Genomic DNA, 17,802 nt, shown 5'->3' on the forward strand with positions numbered 1-17,802 from the left:
CGCTCCCCCGGATGCCCCAATACACCAGTTGTGTGCTCCTACTCGCTGCCTGGCCATCCCGGTGGACATACGCTGGCTGGAAGGCTTGACGGATAACCGCAGCGGTTGTACTGGAAAGGCCGAACTCCGTGGCGGCACGAATGCTTTCCGTGGTCTGCTTAAACTTGCGGGGCTTTCCCTGAATAATGTTCATATTACGGTATCTGCGATATACTACAGATCCGGCAGTGCCATGCACCATGCCTTTGTTGTCTACTTTTGCCATTGCTTTGCTTTTTTGTTGGGAACAAGATAGGGCAGACAATGGCAGGTGTCGATTTTCTAGCGGTTTAAAACCGAATCTTCCCGAATAGAGCGTGTTTTTCTCAAAGTTGGGCCCGTATATGAGCATGGATATCCTCTCCATCAGCACCCGTACCTTGAGACAACAGGCAGTGTAAAGTCCCACTTTTTGCTGCCACAGTCGGACTTATCCCGGAAGTAATCCGGCCAGATATGGGCAGCGTTGATTCGGGGTTCCAAACTAATCAGCCACTTTTATATTGGGCCTTAACCTTTTCCCCGGTGTTTTAAAACAAAAAGGGATAGCATAGTGTCCAGCCGGGACTTTATCTCTTTTCAAAGCACCTTTAGATGTGTCAAAAATCATCAAGGCTGATGATAAGAACGGTCTTACCATCCGTTTAAAATCAAAATCACCGATGACTTCATCATGGAACTCCTTTCACTCAGTTCCCTACTATCCGTGCTAAAGCCAGGCTGGCTTTAGCAAAAAGTTAGTTGACATTTACGATAAAGCAATACAAAGAAGCCGGGAGCTAATGAAGTAACGAAGAAGCTCTGCATCAACTGCTGAAAACAGTTCGCAAAAAACAACGCAGCCTCCCGAAAGAGGCTGCGTCATCAAAAAACATAAAAGTTATGAGAGCGTTATCATAGGTTTGATACTACAAAGAAATGACTTGACTACGCCAAACTGCTGCGTAGCTAAAAAAAATCAGCTCTTATTGAAAACCTCCCTGAGTCTCTCCCGCTCATCATCCTGCAAGACCGAAACGCTTTCGATAACCTCAACAATATGCCGGCCATTGTCGGTAACGAGCAAAACATTTAACAGGCCTACAAGCGTTTTAATCTGCTGTGTATTGGAACTTTGTAGGATTCGAGGTTCTGCACAGTAAATTTCCTTTACCACGTTCTCCAAACCATCGGCCTTTTGTTGGGAGCCTGGAAAGATTCCACGTCCTTGATATTCTTCAATCAACTTATCTGCCTGGATACCACGAATAAACTGCTTCTCTTTACTCGACACCAGCGCATTCAGAGCTCTTAACAAAGATTTGTAAGAAGGATGCGTCTGATTCTTACCAGAAAACTCCAGTACAGGATGCTCGTCAATTGTTTCGTGAAAATTGTCGAAGAACGGAGATTCAACATAAACCGAATGATGAAAGTCGATAGCTTTGTTGTTAAAAGAGGTGTGCTTCCTGGCCGCTTCCTTCTGATTCTTTCCCAGAAAATAAAAGTAGTACCGATCTCCGATTTTTTCGCTCCAGCGTATGAAAATAGCCTTGAAATGATAGTCGCCAATTTGATATCTCACCTCTTCTGTATCGTCGATGATATTCTCATACAACAGCTCTACTCCATTGATAAAGATCTTACTTTCACGCTCTCTATTAAGAAATAAAAACCAACCGAACTCACTTGAAAGGTAATCTTCAAACTCTTTGCCGGATAGCAGATTTGCAGACAGATCAAAGATGTTCTGAAAGCTAACAACCGTACCGGTGGAACTCTTTTTCACTATCGATCTGTCTGCAATAATGAAATCCTGCAAATCACCTTTGTTTATCACGATCGTATATCGCAATAAGGTCCCATCAGGCCCCGAGAAGGTCGTAACCCAAGTGCAACTATTCGCAAAAGTGCTGAAAGCGTACCTCCCTTTTCCCTTCCTACCCCTTTGATAAAAATCTCTATTAGCGGAATCTCGTTTGTGAGAATCAAGAAAGTTGCCAAACGTATCATCGATAGTCTCAATATCAATGCCTGCCCCATTATCGCTGATGGAGAATGACCCCAGGTGACCAAGTTCATTCGCCTCAAAATCTATATGAATTCTTGTCGCACCGGCATCAAAGCCGTTCCAGATATACTCGGAGAGAGCCTTTTTATAATTGCTCGGTAAGCCACTCTGTTCAATGCTCTTAGTCGTAATTTTTGACGTATGCTTATTCATTCTTTTGTAAGTGTGTACTAATATAAGTAAAGAAACAAGGCAGCGCACTCAACAAAAATAACTGGAGGCAATTCAAGGCAGCGTTAGTGAGACAAGGAATGCTTCCCAAAGACTTTAGTTACACGTTTAAGCTCCTATGATTACGATCACATAGAATTTAAGTTGATCTGACAAGCCCAAAAACATCAACTCCAGAGTTTGGATAACAGATGAATCAAAAGAGCAGTACTTATTACCTGCCAGATAACCCAATAAATCGGATTGTATCCTAAGGAAAGGTGCAGCCGTTCTCTGTCTTTCCTTCTCGCTATTAGACCGCTATAGATAAGAGCAGTCAGTATAATTAAAGCTAATTTCATTCCTCAAGTCTGATATCAACAAAGGAACATCCCTTCCTACGCCAAGCGACTTCGTAGCCTTTAAATTGTTTATTTTTTTAGCTTTGCCCCATAACCTTATTCAATGGCAACCGTTAACCAAATCATCAGATTATTACTGATCATTCGTAAAATCAAATCCCAGCGTCCCGCCTATCCGACACTTAAACAGATAATACAATACGTAAAGGAGGACTTCGAAATTCGTGGAATTCAAAGCGGACTTTCTGATCGAAGCTTTCAGAAAGACATAGAGAACATCAGAACGCAGTTCGGGATCGACATTGTATATTGCCAACAGAATCAAGGGTACCGCATAGAACAAAACTATGAGGCACTCCTGAACATCGAACAGATCCTCGAGCCATTTGAAATCTTCAATGCCCTTCACGGTCACACAGAACTATCTGAATATGTAAAAACCGAGCCCTATCAACCTGCCGGAACGCATTATCTCAGTAAGCTCATCTATGCAATAAAGAATACACTCCGGATTAATATTACATACATGAAGTTTGGCACTCAAGAACCGACCGTCAGAACACTTCATCCCTATTTAATCCGGCAATTCCGACGCCGTTGGTATGTTGTAGGCAGATTAGAATCGACCAGCGAGTTTAAGACGTTTGGTCTGGATAGAATTCTCGATCTGGAGATTGGCAAGGAGCACTTCTTCAAAGATCCGCATTTCAGCTACGATATGAAGTTTAAGAACAGCTTCGGCATTTACGCATCCGATGAGGGGCAGATTGATGATGTTGAACTCAGCTTTAGTGAATTTGATGGAAACTACATTAAGTCATCCCCTCTTCACCATTCGCAGCGGATACTAAAAGACGATGAGAGTGGTCTTAGAATCGCGCTGAAACTGAAAATTACCGATGACTTTATCATGGAGCTGCTTTCCCTGAGCTCATCGCTCGCTGTCGTAAAACCAGCTTGGTTAAAGCAGAAAATGGTTGACGTGTATGATGGTGCAATGGCAAGGAATTCAGAATATACCGAGCAGAATTACTAAGTACGCCCCATCCACACACGCATATAACGTGAAAAATCTGGGTTTTGCGAAAGGTCATTAATTTACCGCATTCACTACCTAAGTGACCATTGAGTATCAACGTTAAGCGCGTTCTCCGTCAAAGACAAATAATTCTCACTGGCTGATTGAAGAATCTTAGCTATTTTAGTGACTTCATGAATAAGGTATATAATTTCTATTGTGACGAAAGCTGTCATCTTGAAAACGACGGCAAACCCTATATGTTCCTGGGCAGGATAAGCTCTCCCTACAATCAGGTAAAGAGACATACAGCAGCGATCAACGATATCAAAGACCGACACAAGTTCGGTGCAGAAATCAAGTGGACAAAAGTATCCAACTCCAAGTTGCCGTTTTACCTGGAGCTCGTTGATTATTTTTTCGATACTGATCTTCGATTCCGTGTTGTGGGAGTGCGGAAGGCTCAGATCAATAATGAAGCTTTTGGCCAAACCTATGATGACCTATACTATAAAATGTATTTCCATCTGATCAACCACAATATTGACAGCACCTGTGAATACAACGTATACCTGGATATTAAAGACACGCTGAGTGCTCACAAAGTGACTACGCTGAAAGACATCCTGAATTCCCGTCATGGCGTGTTCAGGAATCTCCAGAACATTAGATCCCATGAAAGCCTTCTTATGCAACTATCGGATTTTTTGATGGGAGCAATTTCCTACATTAAGAACAATAAGGAAAAGACAAACGAAGCGAAAGTGAAGGTTATTCAAAAGATTGAAGAGTACTGCCGGCACAGCCTCGAAGTTACTAACCGCGAAGATAAAGTAAACTTATTTTTTATTGAATTACAGTAATGCCCTTCAACCTGCTTAAATGCTACAACCAACTGCTGGAACTGTCTACCCTGAATGATCAGGAGAGAAAATTCTCCCTCAGACGAGTATTCGACAGAGACATAAGCAATAACCCTAAGTTCAACTTCAGGGGAAAGGACATCGTACCCACTAAAGAAGACGGTCACATCACTATGGACACCCTCTTTACACATCTGACATGTAAATTAAACAACCCAAAAGAACGGAAACGCGAATTTGATATACAGCGCTCCTCCCGTCTACATTGGGTAAAAGCCCATATAGAAAAAGCAAATACCGACGACTTACTGGTATTTTCTGTAAAAGAGCCAGATGGTAATCGCACTTATATCTACGACAAGCAAGAGAAGTATGTTATTGTTTTAGAACCTAAAAAGGACAGATATTACTTCCTTTTAACTGCCTATCCCATCGAGGGCCGAGACGGAAAGCGAGATAAGATAGAAAAAAAGTATAAAAGAAAGCTTCCGGAAATCTTATAAAAGCAGAAAGCGCACGACATCTAGGCCTGCGCTTCCTGATTTCCTTTTCTCAACTGAGAAATGAACTCTGATGCAAATGTAGTAATATTTTTTAGAATTCCAACTATTGCGCTATCTAATTTAGACATGTATCCCGCTTAGAGGAGCGCGCGATTAAATTTGAATATAATATTGTACCTACGAAGCAGGCTTGCGTACGACCGGACTTTCTTTGCATCATATTAATAATCACGATATGAAAAGAAGAACTACTTTAAGTGCACTAATCCTTGTTGCTTTGTCTTTTGCCAGCTGCGGAAACAGCTCTGAGCAAGAAAAAACCGAATCAGTCGAACTAACGACGACAGATAACCAGATGGAAGACTCCGTCGATGAAGATCTTGCACCGGATGATCAGTCATCTCTTTTGTCGGCACCAGATAGTGAAGAATGGGATCAGATGTTAGATGAATACGAGGAGTATGTAGATTCCTACATAAGCTTCTATAAAAAAGCTATGAAAGGAGACATGAGTGCCTTAGCAAGCTATCCAGAAATGCTCGAAAAAGCAGAAAGCCTACAGAAAAGCATTGGGAATGCTCACAGCAGTGATCAGTTGAGTATCAGGCAAATCACGAGAATGAGCGAAATACAAACTAAGATGCTGAAAGGAATTCAATAGAGATAAACGTCTTGTTGTAGTAGCTTAACAAAGCTTAAACGGATCGGCCTACTGGTACTTCGGTGAATTGTTGAGAAAACATTCTTAATGTTGTTTGATTATAGAGTGCTATATCCACGCCAAGACCGCAAACGAACTGTCGTAGATTTGAGTAAGTAAGAAAACGCATGGAATAAAGCCGATGAACTGTTGGTGAATACCGTCTAACACGTTCTGCTCCCATGCGTTTTTACATTCTAAAACTGAATAGTTCGCTAGCTTAAAAGCCTGTGTAAGCGACGATAGTTTGTGGGATGTATAATGTTAATCAATCCTAAGGTCAGGAAATTTATTGGAATTGATGTTTCGAAAAGGTAGTGCTCAATTAACTGTGTCATTCAATCTATTACCAAAATAGTTATTTAACTCAATTCTTACGGCTGTCCAGTTATATGATGTACCACGCCATTTGGTAGTACAGTTAATGGTGGCCAGATAGATCTGTTTGACGATGGCGTCTTCCGAGCAGTAGGCGCCTTTGGTTTTGGTGACTTTGCGTACCATTCGGTGATAGCTTTCAATCGGATTAGTGGTATAGATGATCTTTCTAATAGTGGGAGGATACTGGAAGAAGGTTGCGATACGATCCCAGTTGTGATGCCAGCTTTTAAAGATGATTCCGTACTTGGCTCCCCATTTTTCTTCTGCTTGCTTCAGATAAGTCACGGCCATTTCCTCATTATTAGCTTTGTAGATCTTTTTGAAATCTGCCACACAGGGCTTTAAGTCTTTCCAGTTCAGATATTTCATACTGTTACGCATCTGATGAACCAGGCACAGTTGTACTTCTGTCCTGGGATAAACGTCTTCGATCGCTTCAGCAAAACCTTTCAAATTATCGATACAGGCTATGCAAATGTCTTCTACACCACGCATCTTCAGATCATTTAGGACTTGCCTCCAGTAAGTGCTGCTCTCGTTATCCCCGAAGTAGATACCGATCACTTCTTTCTGGCCCTCCATGCTTACACCTAGTACTGAATAGATGGCCCGACTTTTTACCACCCCCTCATGCCGTACTTTAAAATGCATGGCATCTAGCCAGATCACCGGATAAATGCTTTCTAAAGGGCGGTTTTGCCACTCTTTAATCTGAGGAATGATCCGGTCGGTAATGGCTGTAAGCGTTCCGTCCGACAGTTCAACCCCGTACATTTCGCCAATATGGGACTGGATATCTGAGTAGCTCATTCCCCGACTGTATAGAGCCAGGATCTGTTTATCAATATCCTCGCTAATCGTACGCTGCCGTTTGGGAATAGTTTGAGGTTCAAAAGTCGAATTGCGGTCCCGGGGAGAAAAAATCTCAAAGCTCCCCACAGAGCTTTTAAGGTTTTTTGTGCTGTGGCCGTTGCGCCTGTTCTTCTTTTCGGAACGGGTTTCCTCCAAATGATCATCCAATTCGCCCTCAAGCGTTGCTTCTAGAATCCGTTTGATTAATGGCGTGGAAACCCCGTCTTTGCCGGTAAACGGCTTGCCTTTCCGTAGTTGCTCTCCCGCCTGACGTGTAAAGGCTTCAAAGTCAAATTTATCTTCTTTCATGGCTGTATCAAGTTACGATTTTTTTAACTTGACACACTTAAATGAGCATACTCTTCGAAAAGCGCGTTTTTAGCAGCTTAACCCCCAGTCAAAATGCTACCAAACACAAACGTACACGAATGACTTAAAGGGGACAAAGAAGTTCATTCGCTCTTTTTCCAATGCGGATCACCAGTGTGTACAGGAGACTACGGGAAACTACGGCACCTTATTGCTTTAATGCTTTGCGGGCAGAACATAGCAGCCTCCTTAACAATCCTAAGCAGATCAAGCACTTTGCTAGAATGATGATGGCAATTACCAAAACGGATGACGTTGATGGCAGTAGAAGCAGTTATCCTGATGAAGCAGAAAAAAGTAATTTTAAGACAGCTCAAGAATCAATTAACGTCAATATTAAACCTCAGAGGCTCTTTTATTGTGCTTCCCAGGACTGATAAAAACAGGCTGAAGGCATTAGACCAAACGATATCCATTGGCGGCTTGGAAGTAGATATCGTCAACACCGCTAATGAAGAATTTAGTTAGCAATAGAGGGTGTTTCACCAACTGTCTCAATAGTATAACTTTAAACTATCCACACAATTCATGAAATACCCTCTGTAAGAATTATCAACTAACCAGTAGCCTCCAACTAATACCCTTCTCACGAGCATACTACATCTTCTCCGAGTACTTAAGGAGGGACGTAATCTAACTTTTGAGGTCATTAGAATTTCTATCTACCTCTGCCGGATTAAGAAAATCCCAGCCGGCTAAATCGTCCGTATCGGTAATTTTATTTCTAGAAAAACGGAAGGAAATGGTATCGTTGGTTTCCGTACTTATCAAAACCCCTCCAATCAACTGCCGATCGCTTCTATTGCTATTTTCTGCTTGTATATATTCGATCAATGCATTATGTTTCAATGGCGCATCTGCATCAGATCGTCTCGTCTTGGTGTCAAATAAACCAATCGTTCCCGATTTAAACTTAATGATGAAATCGACGTGAAATAACCTTAATTCGTTCTGAAGATTTTCGTAAGGAACAGCAAAATGTTCCTTACCATTATCTCCATTCTTATACCACCATTCCAGTTCACTTTCGTGCTGTATTAGGAATACTTTAAATGTCTCTTCTACCGAAGATACCTTGTGATACTGCCAGAAAGGCTCTAAGGCATGACTATCGATCTCCTCGCGATTATAAAGATCACTGTAATATCTTAGTTCGGGAACTTCCCAGTCGCTGTTTAGTAACCTCCTGTTCGCATTTCCTTTTGCGGCTTGCCACGCTTCAAACTTTTCTAATGCCTGGGTAATATGAGGGATTAGTAAAGCCTTGTTTTGGGGGTAGAGGAAAAGTTTGTGAGCGTCAGTTTCAAACATGTTAAGATAATACTCAGCGAAGTGAATGAGCGTCTCCCGTAGTTTTCTCCAGCTTTTAGATCGGTTAAGCCGGGTGATATTGTCATAGCAGAAACGTTCGAAATAGCTACTGAACTGAGCCGTAGTAATGGCAAAATGCTTTATCTGATGGTTATTCAGCACCATTGAGTTCACCTCATATGTATCCACCTCAATATCCGCGGGGATATGAATCTGACGTTCGTCAATTTCGAACCCCCATCCATTTGCAATCATTGCCTGGCGGTTGACTATAGCTTGCGTCTTAGCCCCTTCTTGTTCCTTACCTGTAAATAGATCTATCTCCGGCACCTGAATAATTCCATAGCGATTCTCCATTATTTGAAAAAACGTCTGCTCAAAAACCCCATTCAACACCCCAAGGCTTGGTCTGTCATTTATAATACGAGCTGTTGTAAGCTTGTCAAACGTCCACTCGGGATTTTCCTTCCTTATGGCATATTGCTGATGGAAATAATCAGCGTCTGAAGGCACGAAATTGATTCGGCTGCTTTCTATGTTCGTGTACACGTAGCCGTAGTTTAAATCGTCGTTGTCGTAATGACGCTGATGTGGCATCCTTAAAATGCGACCAACAGTTTGAACACCAAAATCAGGGCTTTGAACATTTCTGTAACTTACCAATACCGCTGCTCGCGGACAATCCCATCCTTGCGCGATAGCTTGTTTAAATACCAACACATCCTGTAATCCATTAATATCTTCCAGTCCATCTGTATCCCTTTCGCCGCTTAACCACACCGCTAGGCGTCCATTACTTGTGGAAATTCCATATTCGGCGTTCAAAAGGCCAACCAAGGTATCTCTTATGCTTTTATCCTCTTCACTTAGAACATTATTGTCGCTCGGTAGCTGAATAAGCAACAACGGATTTACTTTATCTTCACCCAACTCTTTGTTATACTTTTCCTGCAGTTCCTTTTTCTTTGAAAAGGCAGTTCTCAGTAAATGAATGTGCAAATTCTCTCCATTTTGTTGCTCAGGGTCTAAGCCTATATTAAGCCGCACACCTTTTTTGATCATCTGCTCTGTTGTCACTTCGTGACGGCTGATAAAAACGGCGCGTTGTGGACGGTAATTAGGGGTAGCCGTAATCATTATTTCGCATTTGGCTTTTATCAGGTTCCTAACCGCGATTGCCTGCTTTCCGGTGAAAGCTCCTAAGTGCGCTTCATCAATTATCAGGATGATTTCAGTACCGTTTCCTTTGGTGTTTTCAATGAGAGATTCGAGGTTGTTTCCGGTTTCATTATCGCGGCGCCAAATCTTCTTCAAACTATCTACACTGCTCCAATTTACAAACAACAGATCTTTTGGGTTGAGTACAGGATAAGTGCTCAAGTTGTCCAATTCAGTACAACGGAGCTTGTTTGTGTCGGTATATAGCTTTTGTATTGAATGAAAGCTCTGGATATGCAAGGTGTTTGGTGCAAACCAGATAAAGGCTACATTATCATGGAGACCGGGTTGCAGCGAAAGTTCATCTGTTAATCTCTCTAAAAAAGACGCCATCATAACCGTTTTGCCAGATCCAGTAGGCGCTTCCAACAAAATTGGCGTTTGCAAAGCTGGTAAACGCAACACTTCGAATATGTGGCCAAGCAGGGCGTTTACTGCCTTTATCTGAAATTGTTTAAGTATGTACATTTGTTAGTCCTCTGGGGTAAGTAATTCGGGTTCAATTTCGATTTTGTCTGAGTGGTTAATCGATTTTCTGTCAAGCTTTAGTGTCCGAAAAGCATTTTTAAATGCGTTGTAAATGGGTTCAGGTAACGGCACAGGATCTATCCTATCCGCTACTTCAGCAAAATCCTCCATGAGGGTTTCTTTCTCCGGACTGAATCCGTAGAGTTTTACAGAATCTGTTGGTTCTAACTGTTTAATATAGGCCACTAGCTGCTCGCAGACTTCGAGTTGATTACGACTATGATAGACAACGATCATGACCCTACATCCATTATCAGTGAAGATGCCACACTGCTGTGGATTGAACCCGTTAGCCCGTGTAACATCATGATAACAGTTCTCCTTAATTTGTAGTAATTCTGCGCTGACTTGGGTGAGCATGCGCTTGTTGACCTCGAATTTGGGGCTGGGGACAAAGTCAGTTTTGTAGTAGCGGAGGTTGTTCTTGCGTAAACCCTCGACGTCTATCCCTTTTGCATTAGTATAACCTTGAATTACCCGGCGATTTCGTTCATAAGTTACTTCTTCGCAAATGTTGCTTTCGTTGTTGGTTATTAAAATACACTGCCGAGTTCCCTCATCCTGAGCGTTGAGCTGCATGGTCGCATGAAGGGTTGTGCCGGAACCAGCGAAAAAATCAAGGATTACGTAAGGTTTTTTGCTATCGGTCGAAAGTCTAAGTATTCTATCAATTAGCTTAATTGGTTTTACAGTTTCAAATGGAGCATCTTCTTCATGTAAAATTTCCTTCAGCTCCTTTTTTGCTTCTTGGGTATGCCCCACTTCTTCGTAAGTCCATAAAGACATTGCGACAACGCCTTCCTTGACTTCCGATATAAACCGTTTCATAGAAGGAACATTACTCCCATCTTTTCCAAACCAAATTCTATTGTCGCTGATAAACTCCTGCAATCTTTCTTTAGATAATCTCCACGAATACCCTTTCGGCGGATAAACAACCCTTCCACTTGGAGTCGTAATAGGATATATATTCTTTTCTACTGCCGGACCAACAGATAAATTATCCGATTTCCAATCACCTCTAGGATCGTTGTCGTAGTTTTTATACATAGCCACCTGCTTTTCTTTGCGAGGTAGCTTATTGAAGACAAGCGATGAGATATTCTGTTTACAGTAAACTAAAATGAAATCATGATTTTGTGATATAGTTTTCTTTAGATTGATAGGAGCATAGGCTCTTTGCCAAATAACATTACCTACAAAATTCATCTCGGTAAAAATTTGATCACACAACAATTTCAATGTTGCTTGTTCATAGTCATCAATGGAAATAAAAATCACGCCTCGCTCACTAAGCAGTTGCTTTGCTATCTCAAGCCTTTTGCTCATAAAGCTCAGCCACTTGCTATGACGGTAACTATCTTCTCTATCTACAAAACTGTCATTATATCTAAAATCTTTGTTTCCGGTATTGTAAGGTGGATCTATATAAATGACATCTATTTTGCTCTCATGAGTAAAGGTGAGGGCGGTTAAAGCGTGTAGATTATCACCTTCGATGAGGATGTGGTTAGGCACATTTACATCCGATATGATAGCTTTGTCTTTTACTTCTTTGAGCACGGGTAGGGACTGACAAAGCTCTTCCTCTACTGCTTCAGGTTTGTCTTCCCAAACAAGACCGTATTTTTTGTTTTTATTCACTAAATTTATCAAGTCAGCTTTTTCTTCTGCTGTTAATCCTTCTAACTTCTTTAGTTTCTGTATTAGTTCCTGTTTGTTCATGTTAACTCTAAATTTGTTTTGTTGCCAAAATGTCTATTTCTTTCATCAAACGCCTTTGAGCCAAAATTATCAATAACACGAATAACTAACGACTGGCATTTCATCATGAACATAAGATCAAGATTGATTGGCAAGCATTCGGGTTCAACAAGTTACATTCCAATTTAGGCTTTGGAGTTAGATTCATGATTAATCCTCATGATGCGGAACTCCGATCGGTTGAACCACCTTTAAGTGAAAGCAGGCTACCTAATCGGATTCGTTCAAGGCTGAAAATACTCCTTAGTCCTCACTAAATGCGACAAGGTCTCCCGTACTGTAGGTAAGAGGATGCTCAATTTCGCTATTCTGTATTAGAATATTTAATTTTCTTGAATACGCGTTCCCACTTCGCTGAAGAAAGAACATCGATGAGTGAAAATCTCTATATGTCAAAAAACGTTCGGCATCGTTGCACAACCTTCGATTTACAATTCCCAAGTCGTGCCAAATATCATTCTTGACTCCCCCTACCCATCAAACCTATCCAACAACTTAATCAACGTCGCAAAATCCTTCGGATACGGAGCCTCCACCACAATCTCTTCCTCCTCGTTAATCTTAAACGTCAACTGCTTCGCATGCAACGCAAACCTCTTCATGATCGGCAGCTCCTCCTGATCCTTCCCTAACCTGTACCCTCTCTTGATCTCCGACAAAAACACCGGCTGCCCCCCATACATATCATCCCCTGCAATACACGCCCTCTGCGTAGCCAGGTGAATCCTGATCTGGTGCATCCTTCCGGTAATAGGTTGACATTCCACCAACGTATAATGCTTATAATACTTCAACGAATTAAAGATCGTTTCCGCGGCCTTTCCCTCCTGCCTGCTGATACTCACATTCTTATTCCCCAGGTTCAGAATAGGCAGGTTCACATGAACATCCTCAAACGTATGTGTCCCATTTACCACGGCGTGGTACACCTTCTTCACCTTCCGGTGCTCAAACTGCATGGAGATTAAGCGGTATGTCGCCGGGTTCTTGGCTATGATCAGACAGCCTGAAGTCTCCTTATCCAGACGGTGGCAGATCTGTGCATCGGGAGAATACTGCCGCGCCAGGGGGAGCATGCTGATCTCCCCTCCTTCGCGTTCGTCAAGGGAGCTGATATATGGGGGTTTATTCACGACCAGCAGGTCGTCATTTTCAAACAGGACCAGATCCTGTATCTTAGGAATTTTCACGGGGCAAAAATACAGATTAGTTTCCTGAATTCTCAATCTGCCGGTAAACACCGGAAAAGCATGTAATGAAAACAGGCCCCGATTGTTTAAAAAACTCCATAAAAATTTCTGCACCCTTTGTTGATAACAAAACTTCAGTCAACAGCCCGATAACACCTAATCTTGCCGCCCATCCTAAATTTGTCATGACCAGATACGTTATAAAAAGAAACGGCGACTACGAGAGCTTCAGACCTTATAAGATCAGCGACGCCATAGAAAAAGGCTTCCAGAGCACCAACACACCGCTCGATGAGAGCATATTCCGCAATGTCTGCTCTCAGATTCACGATCAGAAAATCTGGTCCGTAGAGGAGATCCAGGACATCATCGAAAAGGAACTGTTTGCGAATGGCTACTTTGAGATCATGCGATCCTTCATGCTCTACCGTCACACCCGCAAGCTGCAGCGCGAGCATGTCGACGGCATCGATGATGATACGACCTTCGTCAACAGCACCCAGACTATTGCTGAATACATCAATCAAACGGACTGGCGGATCAATGCAAACGCGAACACCTCCTACTCCAACGCGGGCCTCGTCAACAACGTGGCGGGTAAAGTGATTGCCAATTACTGGCTCGACAAGGTCTACTCTAAAGAAGAGGGATATGCGCACCGGAATGGCGATCTGCATATTCACGACCTGGATTGCCTGACTGGCTACTGCGCTGGCTGGAGCCTCCGCGCCCTCCTGAATGAAGGTTTTAACGGTGTCCGCAGTCGTGTGGAGAGCCGCCCTCCTGCCCATTTCAGGGAGGCACTGGGACAAATGGCTAACTTCCTGGGCATTCTGCAAAGTGAATGGGCGGGTGCGCAGGCCTTCAGCTCGTTCGACACCTACCTCGCTCCCTACGTCTTCAAGGATCAGCTCAAGTATGATGATGTCCTGAAAGCTATCAGAAGTTTCGTCTATAACCTGAACGTTCCTGCCCGCTGGGGTCAGTCGCCTTTCACTAATATCACGATCGACTGGACGGTTCCTGAAGACCTGAAAGCGCAGATTCCTACGAAGAACGACCTGCATCTCTTCAGAAGCATCAGTAATCATGAGCTTCTGACAAGGGCAAAAGCCCGCGGCGCCAACTCATTGGAAGACCTTTGTTACGGCCACTTCCAGCAGGAAATGGACATGATCAACCGCGCCTACTACACCATCATGACGGAGGGCGACTCCAACGGGCAGCCTTTTACCTTCCCGATCCCTACGGTGAACATCACGGAGGACTTCGACTGGAACTCCCCCAATACCGACGTCCTCTTCGAGAATACGGCAAAGATCGGTTCTTCTTACTTCCAGAACTTCATCGGCAGCCAGTATATCCGCGACGAGAACGGCAACAAACAAGAGAACCCGGAAGCCTATAAACCCAATGCGGTCAGAAGCATGTGCTGCCGCCTTCAACTGGATCTCCGGGAGCTCCTTAAACGCGGCAACGGCCTCTTCGGTAGTGCGGAGATGACGGGCAGCATCGGTGTGGTCACCATCAACATGGCCCGATTGGGCTACTTGTACCGGGGCAACGAAAAGGCGCTATATAAGCGTCTGGACGAACTCCTGCATATCGCTAAATCTACCCTGGAGAAGAAACGGATCTTCATTCAGGAGATGTTCGACCGTGGTCTTTTCCCCTACACCAAACGCTACCTCAAACATTTCCGCAATCACTTTTCCACCATTGGCGTGAACGGCATGAACGAGATGATCCGCAACTTCAGCCGCGACACGGAAACTATCGTCGATGCCAAGGGGAAGGAATTTGCACTCAAGGTGCTTGATTTCATCCGCAAACGCATGACTCAATTTCAGGAAGAAACGGGCAACCTCTACAACCTGGAAGCGACTCCTGCCGAGGGTACTACCTACCGCTTTGCCAAGGAAGATAAGAAACGTTTCAGCGATATCATCCAGGCGGGTGAAGAGAAAAATATTTACTACACCAACAGCTCGCAGATCCCGGTGGATCATACGGATGATCCTTTCGAGGCGCTCCTGCTTCAGGATGAGCTGCAGTGCAAATACACGGGCGGTACCGTGCAGCATGTCTACATGCGCGAAAGGCTGAGTTCTGCTGAGGCTTGCCGCAATCTTGTGCAGAAGATCGTGTCCAACTTCCGCCTGCCGTATATCACCATCACGCCTGTCTTCAGCATTTGTCCGGTTCACGGCTACCTGCATGGTGAACATGCTTATTGCCCGGATTGTGAGGACACGAAATGCCTGGTCTATACGCGTGTGATGGGTTATCACCGTCCGGTCGAAAGCTTCAACATTGGTAAAAAAGGCGAACATAAGCAGCGCCTGCACTTCCTGGAGAGCAAAAGTGCATAGACCCATTTACGACATAACGCCCTTTTCTGCGCTCGACTTTCCTGATAAGACGGCCTGCATCATCTGGTTTGCAGGCTGTAATATGCGGTGCGGGTATTGCTACAACCCACAGATCGTCGATGGAAAGGGGCGTTTCCATTATGCGGATGCTTTAAATTTCCTGAAGCAGCGCAGGGGACTGCTGGATGGTGTGGTACTTAGCGGAGGTGAGTGTATGCTGCACAAAGACCTGCCGCAATTTGCTGCGGCGATCAAGGAGCTCGGGATGCTTGTCAAGATCGATACGAACGGCAGCTCGCCGAAAAAGCTTGAAACGATGATCAGGAATAAGCTCGTCGATTATGTGGCGCTCGACTTCAAAGCTCCTTCTAAAACGTTCGAAGAGCTTACCAGTAGTAAGCTCTTCGAACAATTGATCAAAAGTTTAGATGTACTTCTTGATTCGGATATCCCCTTTGAGGCCCGGACGACCTATCACTCGGATCTGCTTAGCCTCGCTGATCTTCAGGAGATTCAGAACCTGCTCCTCAACAAAGGATACCCCGGCACCTATTTCATTCAGAACTTCGTATCCGACGCCCCTACGCTGAAAAACCTGGGACCTTCTATCCCTCTGCGGACTGAACACCTCCCGGGCTTGGGCCAGAAGATCGTGATCAGAGACCGCTAATCTACCGGAGATTATGCCACATCCGGCTGTGTTTTCAAAGCCTTCCTGCTGCCTGCTGGACGGGATTTCTTCTTCATCTTATTGATCCAGATGAGCGTTCCGGTTACCGGCAGACTGGTTGCAATCAGGCAGGCGATAAAGTACAGGATCTTGCTGAACATCCCGTAAACATCTCCCACGTGCAGTGCCTTGATCGATCCTGCTACGCGCTCATTGAACGGCTTATCGCCAAACTTGTCTACTTCCAAAACCTTGGCGCTGTATTGGTCGAGCACTACTTTATCGCTGGCCGCCGGAGCAAAAAAGCCCAGCTTGTTCTTGGCAACATTTACTGTTGCGGCCGAATCAGCCGGCAGGCTGACCGTATAGTCTCCTTCGTATCCAAGCACGGGATTAACGGCAAGGATGTAATCTTCGGCAGTCAAGGCACGACCGGCTCCACCTAGTGGATTCACAGAAAGGGTTGCTGCCTGTGGTGCTGCATCCGGAGATTTGTAGGTCCCCAATGTCTTTTGAAGGGCTTCCCTGTACCAGGGGAACGACCACTGCGGTCCGGTTGCACCCATGATGAAAAGCAAAATGCAGGAATAGAATCCCAGTGTATTATGAAGGTCGTGGTTGGTACGCTTCCAGCTTCCTTTTGTCTTGATCTTTAATCCTTGTCTCCATGACCTTGCCCTTTTCGGGATCCAGATGATCATTCCCGTGATCACCCCTATGGTGAACAGGATGGTGGCCGTACCGCCGATATAGCTGCCCAGCGTGCGGTTCTCTAACTCCCCGAAGATGGGTTTCTCGATCTTATCTAATAGCAGCCATCTGTGCAGACTGAACATCAGCTGCATAAATTCTGAACTGGCGGTCTTGGTTGTCTTCGAGTCGCCCAGAATAGCTCCGGTGTACTGGTTCACGTAATAGGTGGTACCGCGGGGACCGCGACCGCCGCCGCCACCATGACCGCCGCCTTTGCCTTTCTCTCCTCCACCTTGACCGGCACCTTTTCCTTTCTCACCACCGCCATGACCAGCGCCTTTAGCATCCGCCTTTCCTTCGCGTGGCCCGGTCCCACGGCCTTCAGGTCCTGTAGCACCTTCCGGTCTGCCCTTTCCGCCACGCTCACCTTTGCCTCCGGCTCCTTCGCCCTCAGCCTTCGGCTTCACTACGAACTGCCATGACCGCGCTGGGTCTGCCGGAATCCGTACAGAAAGCACTTGTCCCTTGGTTTGCTCCTTCACTTTCGCGATCAGCTCCGTCGAGGTCTGAGCAAACATGCCTTCTTTATAGTCGACCTTAAACAACTCCGGAGATGTACTTTCGCGGATCTCAGTATTAAAGACGTAGATGGTTCCGCTCAGACAAACCAGCAGTAAAATGATACCACTTGATAGACCGATCCACAGGTGGACGTCGTTTAAAAACTTTCTTACTTTCTCCCAAAGTGTTTTTGGCCTGGATGACATGC

At 44.4% G+C, this 17,802-nt stretch carries 13 protein-coding genes and 1 pseudogene; 7 read left to right on the forward strand and 7 right to left on the reverse strand.

All coding sequences use genetic code 11. The features are described 5' to 3' along the window. A pseudogene (locus ACO1NU_RS08185) lies at positions 1–265 on the reverse strand (hypothetical protein); the annotation flags it as partial. Between the two features lie 732 nt (positions 266–997). Beyond that, a complete protein-coding gene (locus ACO1NU_RS08190) occupies positions 998–2,242 on the reverse strand; it encodes an ATP-binding protein (RefSeq protein WP_448817988.1) in 1,245 nt (414 codons plus the stop codon). A gap of 462 nt (positions 2,243–2,704) precedes the next feature. Between ACO1NU_RS08190 and ACO1NU_RS08195 the strand changes: the two genes are divergently transcribed. The 4 genes from ACO1NU_RS08195 to ACO1NU_RS08210 all read left to right on the forward strand — a co-directional run bounded on the left by ACO1NU_RS08195 (position 2,705) and on the right by ACO1NU_RS08210 (position 5,646). After that, entirely contained in the window at positions 2,705–3,637 is a 933-nt protein-coding gene (locus ACO1NU_RS08195; RefSeq protein ID WP_448817989.1) for a helix-turn-helix transcriptional regulator, read from the forward strand. A 176-nt stretch (positions 3,638–3,813) separates the two neighbouring features. After that, on the forward strand, positions 3,814–4,482 hold the full coding sequence (locus ACO1NU_RS08200) for a DUF3800 domain-containing protein (RefSeq protein WP_448817990.1): 669 nt from the start codon (positions 3,814–3,816) through the stop codon (positions 4,480–4,482). Then, entirely contained in the window at positions 4,482–4,985 is a 504-nt protein-coding gene (locus tag ACO1NU_RS08205; RefSeq protein WP_448817991.1) for a hypothetical protein, read from the forward strand. Before ACO1NU_RS08200 ends, ACO1NU_RS08205 begins: the two co-directional genes overlap by 1 nt. Before the next feature lie 235 nt (positions 4,986–5,220). Then, entirely contained in the window at positions 5,221–5,646 is a 426-nt protein-coding gene (locus tag ACO1NU_RS08210) for a DUF6591 domain-containing protein (protein WP_448817992.1), read from the forward strand. A 360-nt stretch (positions 5,647–6,006) separates the two neighbouring features. Here ACO1NU_RS08210 and ACO1NU_RS08215 read toward each other — a convergent pair whose 3' ends face one another. Further along, a complete protein-coding gene (locus tag ACO1NU_RS08215) occupies positions 6,007–7,227 on the reverse strand; it encodes an IS256 family transposase (RefSeq protein ID WP_448817993.1) in 1,221 nt (406 codons plus the stop codon). A gap of 318 nt (positions 7,228–7,545) precedes the next feature. Here ACO1NU_RS08215 and ACO1NU_RS08220 point away from each other — a divergent pair, with 318 nt between their 5' ends. Beyond that, positions 7,546–7,755 carry a hypothetical protein gene (locus ACO1NU_RS08220; protein ID WP_448817994.1) on the forward strand — a complete coding sequence of 70 codons (210 nt, stop codon included), beginning with the start codon at positions 7,546–7,548 and terminating at the stop codon, positions 7,753–7,755. Positions 7,756–7,920: 165 nt separating this feature from the next. On the opposite strand, the gene ACO1NU_RS08225 is transcribed toward ACO1NU_RS08220, so the two are convergent. The 3 genes from ACO1NU_RS08225 to ACO1NU_RS08235 all read right to left on the reverse strand — a co-directional run bounded on the left by ACO1NU_RS08225 (position 7,921) and on the right by ACO1NU_RS08235 (position 13,298). Next, positions 7,921–10,284 (reverse strand): DEAD/DEAH box helicase, encoded by a 2,364-nt coding sequence (locus tag ACO1NU_RS08225; RefSeq protein ID WP_448817995.1) that lies wholly within the window; start codon positions 10,282–10,284, stop codon positions 7,921–7,923. Between the two features lie 3 nt (positions 10,285–10,287). Beyond that, the gene (locus ACO1NU_RS08230; RefSeq protein ID WP_448817996.1) at positions 10,288–12,069 is read right to left on the reverse strand and encodes a site-specific DNA-methyltransferase; all 1,782 of its coding nucleotides are present in this window, start codon (positions 12,067–12,069) and stop codon (positions 10,288–10,290) included. Positions 12,070–12,578: 509 nt separating this feature from the next. Further along, a complete protein-coding gene (locus ACO1NU_RS08235; RefSeq protein ID WP_448817997.1) occupies positions 12,579–13,298 on the reverse strand; it encodes an RluA family pseudouridine synthase in 720 nt (239 codons plus the stop codon). A 185-nt stretch (positions 13,299–13,483) separates the two neighbouring features. Between ACO1NU_RS08235 and ACO1NU_RS08240 the strand changes: the two genes are divergently transcribed. Beyond that, positions 13,484–15,670: a ribonucleoside triphosphate reductase gene (locus ACO1NU_RS08240; RefSeq protein WP_448817998.1), complete on the forward strand. Its 2,187-nt coding sequence runs from the start codon at positions 13,484–13,486 to the stop codon at positions 15,668–15,670. Further along, positions 15,663–16,340 (forward strand): anaerobic ribonucleoside-triphosphate reductase activating protein, encoded by a 678-nt coding sequence (locus ACO1NU_RS08245; protein ID WP_448817999.1) that lies wholly within the window; start codon positions 15,663–15,665, stop codon positions 16,338–16,340. Before ACO1NU_RS08240 ends, ACO1NU_RS08245 begins: the two co-directional genes overlap by 8 nt. Positions 16,341–16,351: 11 nt before the next feature. Here ACO1NU_RS08245 and ACO1NU_RS08250 read toward each other — a convergent pair whose 3' ends face one another. Then, on the reverse strand, positions 16,352–17,800 hold the full coding sequence (locus ACO1NU_RS08250; protein WP_448818000.1) for a PepSY-associated TM helix domain-containing protein: 1,449 nt from the start codon (positions 17,798–17,800) through the stop codon (positions 16,352–16,354). Positions 17,801–17,802: the final 2 nt, after the last annotated feature.

It is taken from the genome of Arcticibacter sp. (genome assembly GCF_053551015.1).

Excerpts from the sequence above, each read along its gene's own strand:
- ACO1NU_RS08195 (WP_448817989.1), top strand. The coding sequence starts at position 2,705 with ATGGCAACCGTTAACCAAATCATCAGATTATTACTGATCATTCGTAAA.
- ACO1NU_RS08225 (WP_448817995.1), bottom strand. The coding sequence starts at position 10,284 with ATGTACATACTTAAACAATTTCAGATAAAGGCAGTAAACGCCCTGCTT.
- ACO1NU_RS08230 (WP_448817996.1), bottom strand. The coding sequence starts at position 12,069 with ATGAACAAACAGGAACTAATACAGAAACTAAAGAAGTTAGAAGGATTA.
- ACO1NU_RS08250 (WP_448818000.1), bottom strand. The coding sequence starts at position 17,800 with ATGTCATCCAGGCCAAAAACACTTTGGGAGAAAGTAAGAAAGTTTTTA.
- ACO1NU_RS08220 (WP_448817994.1), top strand. The coding sequence starts at position 7,546 with ATGGCAGTAGAAGCAGTTATCCTGATGAAGCAGAAAAAAGTAATTTTA.
- ACO1NU_RS08190 (WP_448817988.1), bottom strand. The coding sequence starts at position 2,242 with ATGAATAAGCATACGTCAAAAATTACGACTAAGAGCATTGAACAGAGT.
- ACO1NU_RS08200 (WP_448817990.1), top strand. The coding sequence starts at position 3,814 with ATGAATAAGGTATATAATTTCTATTGTGACGAAAGCTGTCATCTTGAA.
- ACO1NU_RS08215 (WP_448817993.1), bottom strand. The coding sequence starts at position 7,227 with ATGAAAGAAGATAAATTTGACTTTGAAGCCTTTACACGTCAGGCGGGA.
- ACO1NU_RS08205 (WP_448817991.1), top strand. The coding sequence starts at position 4,482 with ATGCCCTTCAACCTGCTTAAATGCTACAACCAACTGCTGGAACTGTCT.
- ACO1NU_RS08240 (WP_448817998.1), top strand. The coding sequence starts at position 13,484 with ATGACCAGATACGTTATAAAAAGAAACGGCGACTACGAGAGCTTCAGA.
- ACO1NU_RS08210 (WP_448817992.1), top strand. The coding sequence starts at position 5,221 with ATGAAAAGAAGAACTACTTTAAGTGCACTAATCCTTGTTGCTTTGTCT.